The sequence below is a fragment of the Caulobacter sp. P1_B12_2 genome (assembly GCF_056406675.1).
Genome location: NZ_JBFTZS010000316.1, coordinates 1 through 5,521, shown reverse-complemented (window position 1 = coordinate 5,521; position 5,521 = coordinate 1). Strand labels below are relative to the sequence as shown.

Annotated in this window: 7 protein-coding genes; 4 read left to right on the top strand and 3 right to left on the bottom strand. The window is 68.0% G+C overall.

All coding sequences use genetic code 11. The features are described 5' to 3' along the window. The 4 genes from AC1DZ6_RS17810 to AC1DZ6_RS17795 all read left to right on the top strand — a co-directional run. Positions 1–385 (top strand): DNA polymerase III subunit chi (locus tag AC1DZ6_RS17810; RefSeq protein WP_477098480.1); only part of this gene is annotated, 385 nt, incomplete at its 5' end. Further along, entirely contained in the window at positions 382–714 is a 333-nt protein-coding gene (locus tag AC1DZ6_RS17805; protein ID WP_477098479.1) for a peptidase inhibitor I78, read from the top strand. The genes AC1DZ6_RS17810 and AC1DZ6_RS17805, both read left to right, overlap by 4 nt. A gap of 59 nt (positions 715–773) precedes the next feature. Beyond that, positions 774–896, top strand: a complete 123-nt coding sequence (locus AC1DZ6_RS17800) for a hypothetical protein (protein ID WP_477098478.1) — start codon at positions 774–776, stop codon at positions 894–896. Between the two features lie 97 nt (positions 897–993). Continuing rightward, positions 994–2,733: a cellulase family glycosylhydrolase gene (locus AC1DZ6_RS17795; protein ID WP_477098477.1), complete on the top strand. Its 1,740-nt coding sequence runs from the start codon at positions 994–996 to the stop codon at positions 2,731–2,733. Here AC1DZ6_RS17795 and AC1DZ6_RS17790 read toward each other — a convergent pair. The 3 genes from AC1DZ6_RS17790 to AC1DZ6_RS17780 all read right to left on the bottom strand — a co-directional run. Next, positions 2,683–3,348, bottom strand: a complete 666-nt coding sequence (locus tag AC1DZ6_RS17790; protein WP_477098476.1) for a hypothetical protein — start codon at positions 3,346–3,348, stop codon at positions 2,683–2,685. The genes AC1DZ6_RS17795 and AC1DZ6_RS17790 overlap by 51 nt on opposite strands. Before the next feature lie 63 nt (positions 3,349–3,411). Continuing rightward, on the bottom strand, positions 3,412–3,816 hold the full coding sequence (locus AC1DZ6_RS17785) for a hypothetical protein (RefSeq protein WP_477098475.1): 405 nt from the start codon (positions 3,814–3,816) through the stop codon (positions 3,412–3,414). 82 nt (positions 3,817–3,898) lie between these two features. Next, positions 3,899–5,521 (bottom strand): ABC-F family ATP-binding cassette domain-containing protein (locus AC1DZ6_RS17780; RefSeq protein WP_477098474.1); only part of this gene is annotated, 1,623 nt, incomplete at its 5' end.

Here is a 5,521-nt window from a genome sequence, read left to right as displayed (position 1 = left end):
GGAAAAGACCCTGGGGCGCGGCTGGCGGGCCTTGGTGCGCGGCGGTGATCCCGCGCGCCTGCGCGCCCTGGACGCCCATCTGTGGACGTGGCGGGACGACAGCTTCCTGCCGCACGGCCTGGACGACGAGCCGATGGCCGACCGCCAGCCGGTGCTGCTGACCGACAAGCTGGACAACCCGAACGGCGGTCAGGCGTTGTTCCTGCTCGACGGGGCCGAGCCGGGCGATCTTTCGGCGTTCGAACGCTGCATCCTGCTGTTCGACGGTCGCGACGAAGAGGCCCTGCGCCTGGCGCGGGGTCGGTGGAAGGCCTTCAAGGGCGCGGGCCACCCCGTGTCTTACTGGCGCCAGGGCGCTGAACGCGGTTGGGAGAAATCGGCATGAAGCGTTTGATGTTGGCGAGCGTGGCGCTGGTCCTGGCCTCGTGCTCCAGCGCGCCCGAACCCGCGCCCATGCCGCCGCCCAGCACCCCGACCGCGCCGCCGGCCATCGCTTTGCCCAGGACGCCGGAGCCGGAGAAGGACCAGTGCGGCCTGAAGGACGCCCAGGCCTTCGTCGGCAAGAACCGCACCGATTTGCCGGCCACGGTCGATCTCTCGCGCTGGCGCGTGGCCTGCACGACCTGTCCAGTGACCATGGACTATCGTCCCGACCGGCTGAACATCCTGTTCAACCCCGACACCGGCGTCGTCCAGCAGGTCAAGTGCGGCTAGGGGCTTCCCTGGCACGCAACGCATAGGCGCTGGCCGGCCTGACTGGCAGCGTGGCCGTCATGAGATCGCTCATCCTGACGGCCTTGTTCGCCATGACCCTGAGCGCCCTGGGTCTTGCGTCCGGGATGCGCCAAGCGGCCGCCTTGACCGTCATCGACGCCCTTCAGGCGTCGGCGCGGTGAACCAAGGCTTTCAGCAACCTAGACAACGTTGTCATCAGAGACCTAAAGTGGCCTGACCAGTTCGCCCATCAGAGGCGACGTCGGGAGGTTCGTCCAGATGAAAGCCTTGTTCGCCGCCGTGGCGTCGCTCGCCCTGTTGTCCGCCACGCCGACCCTGGCCGACGGCTATCTCCATGCCAAGGACAAGCGGATCGTCGACGAGACCGGGCGCCCCGTGATCCTGCGCGGCATGGGCCTGGGCGGCTGGATGCTGCAGGAAGGCTACATGCTCAAGCTGGGCGAGCTGGGCCGGGGCCAGGAATATGTGATCCGCGCCGAGACCGCCAAGCTGGTCGGCCCCGAGCGCGAGGCCGCGATCCACCAGGCCTGGCTCGACAACCACACCACCAAGGCCGACATCGACGCCATGGCCGCCATGGGCTTCAACTCGGTGCGCCTGCCGATGCACTACGGCCTGTTGACCCTGGCCGCCGACCAGGAGCCGGTCCCCGGCCAGGACACCTGGAAGGAAGACGGCTTCAAGCGCATCGACGACCTGTTGGCCTGGACCAAGGCCAACGGCATGTACCTGATCCTGGACCTGCACGCCGCGCCGGGCGGGCAGGGCGCCGATCTGCCGATCGCCGACCGCGATCCTTCCAAGCCCTCGCTGTGGCAGAGCTCCGAGAACCGCCGCAAGACGGTGGCCCTCTGGCGCAAGCTGGCCGCACGCTACAAGGACGAGCCGGCGATCGGGGCCTATGACCTGATCAACGAGCCCAACTGGGACTTCGATGGTCCGGGCGGCGACCACGGCTGCAAGGACGAGAAGCAGACGGCCCTGTGGGACTACTACAAGGAACTGACGACGGCGGTCCGCGAGATCGACAAGCGGCACATGATCGTCCTGGAGGGCAACTGCTGGGGCAACAATTACAAGGGCATGCCCGCGGTCTGGGACGACAACCTGGCCCTGTCGTTCCACAAGTACTGGAACAACAACGACGAGGCGTCGATCGCCTCTGTCCTGAAGCTGCGCGAAGACACCGGTCTGCCGCTGTGGCTGGGCGAGAGCGGCGAGAACTCCAACGCCTGGTTCCGCGACGCGATCGCCCTGGTCGAGAAACACGAGATCGGCTGGGCGTTCTGGCCGCTGAAGAAGATCGGCTTCAACCAGCCGCTCGAGGTCACGCCCAACCCCGGCTACCTCAAGCTGGTCGACTACTGGACCAAGAAGGGCCCCAAGCCGACGGCCGACGAGGCCTATGCGGCCCTGATGACCCTGGCGTCCAAGGACGTCCGGTTCGAAAACAACGTCCAGCATCCGGACGTGGTCGACGCCATGATCCGCCAGCCGCACGACGACACGGTGCGCCCGTTCAAGGATCACCGGATCGGCGCCAAGGGCGGAACGATCGCCGCCGTCGACTACGATCTGGGCGCCCCCGCCCAAGCCTATGCCGACAAGGACACGGCCAACTACCACGTCTCGACCGGCGGCCAGCGGACGACCTGGAACAACGGACGAACCTACCGCAACGACGGGGTCGACATCGCTCGCGAGGCCGATGGGACGCCCTATGTCGAGGATTTCACGAACGGCGAATGGCTGAAATACACGGTCGTAGCGGCCAAGGCGGGGACCTACGACCTGACGGTCTCGGCGCGCGGCGAGGGCGGCAAGCTGTCGGTGAGCGTCAACGGCGCGGCCGGCGCAGCGGTCCCGGTTCCGACGGGCGCGGCCTGGACCGAGGTTCGGCTGGGCAGGGTCGCCTTGCTCGCCGGGCGAAACCTGGTGGTCGTGCGGTCAGACGGCGGGCCGGCCCTGGTGAAGACCGTGCGGTTCGGCGCCCGCTAGGTCCAGCTCGCGCAGGCGTCGCCGCCAGCGCGGATCGCTGTCCTGGGTCAGGCCGAAGATCTGCAGGAAACCGACGGCGGCGCGAGGCGGCGCGCTTGGGGCCGCCATGATCGCCAGAACGGGCGGGGCCACGGCCTGGACCATCAGGGGCGCGATGGTCCAGTGCTCGGGCCAGGCCATCACCTCGACTCCGGGGTGAGCCTTCAGGTGCGGGCAATGTTCGAGCGAACGCTTGACGCAGGCGTCGTGCAGCGGGGCGATCGAGCCGGCGTCGATGACGATCCGCTCGTTGGCCACGGCGGCGGGCACGGCCATGCCCAGACCCTTGGCGCGCAACAGGCCGGCGGGCACACGCTTGGCGATCTGGGTCCAGCGGTCGCCGGCCGCCGTCGGCGCGCCGCACATCGGGCACAGCATTCGGCCCACGGTCTCCCGCTGGCGACGGAAATGGTTCAGCGAATATTGCGGCTTGCCCTGTCCCGGACGCTCGGCCTGGCAGACAGCCAAGCGGCCGCCGACGGTCGGGCAGGGCCGTACGCCCAGACTCTCTTCGTCGCTCCAACTGGTCACCCAGGGGACATCGACTCCGACCTTCAACCTGGATTCTTGCGACATGAGCGGCCCCGGGGTTGCCGACAGCATGGACCCGGGCCGGCGCGAGCGTAAGCCCTGGGGGCGCTAGCGGGTTCCGACGCCTGGGAACAGCGCGGGCTCGCCGTCGAATACGCCCAGATAGCCCAACTCGCCCAGCAACGGGGTCATGGTGTCGGCATAGTCATCGGCGTGCTTGAGCAGCGGCGCGGGGCGGCCGGTCTGGTCCTGCAGGCGATAAACAGTCCAAAGTTTGCCGCGCGGGGCCGGGGCGCCGGGCTGCAGGTAGCGATGCTCCCAACCCACCAGGGGCGGGGTGCGGCCGATCTCGATGTCGAACGGACGGTCGCGGAACGCCAGGTCCATGTCCAGCCGCATGGCGTCAGCCAGGCGCTGGTCCAGCCATTGGCCGAAAGCCGCCAGAACGGACTCGGCCGAGAGGCCTTCCGGATTGGCGACGATGTGATTTCGGGACGCGGTTCCTGAACTCATGCGAGCAGGAATACGCGCCCGGATCTCACATATTGGCTAAGAGACGTGGTTTAGGCGCGTTTACCCTAAGCTGTAACGCGCGCTACGCCTGGGCCTCCGCCAACTCCTCGGCCAGGCCCATCCAGGTCGCCTCAGCCTCGTCCAGCTTGGACTTGGCGTTGTCGCGGCGCTTGGTCAGTTCGGCGACCTTGGTCGGGTTTTTGTAGAGCTGCGGGTCGGCCAGTTGGGTTTCCAGCTCGGCGACCTGGCGGGTGGTGCGGGTGACCACCTGCTCGGCCGCTTCGATCTTGCGCTTCAGCGGCTCGATGGCGACGGTCTTGCGGGCCGGCGCGGCCGCGGGTTCGGCCTTGATCGGCTCGCGCTCGACCTGGGTCGGCTTGACCGACTGCTTGGCGCGGTCGAGCACGAACTTGGCGTACTCGTCCATGTCGCCGTCGAACGGCTTGACGGTGCCGTCGGCGGCCAACCACAGGCGGTCGGCGACCAGCTCCATCAGCGAGCGGTCGTGGGTGATCAGGATCACCGCGCCTTCATAGTCGTTCAGGGCGTCCAGCAAGGCCCGGCGCGAGTCGATGTCCAGGTGGTTGGTCGGTTCGTCGAGGATCAGCATGTGCGGCCCGTCCATCGCCACCATGTTGAGCAGCAGGCGGGCGCGTTCGCCGCCTGACAGGTTGGCGACCGTGGTCTCCTGCTTCCCGAAGCCCAGACCAAACTGCGCCAGCTTCGAGCGCCGCGAGGCTTCCGAGGCGTCGGGCATGGCCCGGCGGATGATCTCCAGCGGGGTGTCGTTCGGGTCCATCGCCTCRATCYGATGCTGGTGGAACCAGCCGACCCGCATCTTGCGGTCGCGGTGGAATTCGCCCGACTGCACGCCCAGGGCGCCGGCGATCATCTTGGCGAAGGTCGACTTGCCCGCGCCGTTGACGCCCAGCAGGCCGATCCGGTCGTCCAGGTCCATGCGCAGGTTGAGGTTCTTGAGGATCGGGCGGCCTTCCTCATAGCCCACATTGGCGCGCTCCAGCCGGATCAGCGGCGGCGGCAGCGGGCGGGGCGGCGAGGGCAGGGTGAAGGGCGCGACGCGCTCTTCGATCGTGGTGGCGACCGGCTGCATCTTGGCCAGGCGCTTCATCCGCGACTGAGCTTGCGCGGCCTTGGAAGCCTTGGCCTTGAAACGGTCGACGAAGGCCTGGAGGTGGGCGCGTTCGGCGTCCTGTTTGGCCTTGGCCGACAGCTGGAGGCGGGCCTTCTCGGCGCGGCGCTCCTCGAAATCGTCGTAGCCGCCGACATAGAGCTCAAGCTTGCCGCCGGCCAGGTGCAGCATGTGGGTGCAGCTGTTGTTGAGCAGCTCACGGTCGTGGCTGACGATCAGGGCGGTGTGCGGGTACTTCTGCAGCCTCGCTTCAAGCCAAAGCGCGCCTTCCAGGTCGAGATAGTTGGTCGGTTCGTCCAGCAGCAGCATGTCCGGCTCGGCGAACAGCGCCGCGGCCAGGGCGACGCGCATGCGCCAGCCGCCCGAGAACTCGGCCATCGGCCGGGCCAGGTCTTCCTGGCTGAAGCCCAGACCGACCAGGATTTCCGAAGCCTTGGCCGGCGCGGCGTCGGCGTCGATCTCGATCAGCCGGGCCCAGATCTCGCCCATGTCCTCGGGTTCGGCCGTGTCCAGGCTGGTCAGAAGCTTGTGGCGCTCCTCGTCGGCCTCCAGCAC

Excerpts from the sequence above, each read along its gene's own strand:
- AC1DZ6_RS17800 (WP_477098478.1), top strand. The coding sequence starts at position 774 with ATGAGATCGCTCATCCTGACGGCCTTGTTCGCCATGACCCTGAGCGCC.
- AC1DZ6_RS17790 (WP_477098476.1), bottom strand. The coding sequence starts at position 3,348 with ATGTCGCAAGAATCCAGGTTGAAGGTCGGAGTCGATGTCCCCTGGGTG.
- AC1DZ6_RS17785 (WP_477098475.1), bottom strand. The coding sequence starts at position 3,816 with ATGAGTTCAGGAACCGCGTCCCGAAATCACATCGTCGCCAATCCGGAA.
- AC1DZ6_RS17805 (WP_477098479.1), top strand. The coding sequence starts at position 382 with ATGAAGCGTTTGATGTTGGCGAGCGTGGCGCTGGTCCTGGCCTCGTGC.
- AC1DZ6_RS17795 (WP_477098477.1), top strand. The coding sequence starts at position 994 with ATGAAAGCCTTGTTCGCCGCCGTGGCGTCGCTCGCCCTGTTGTCCGCC.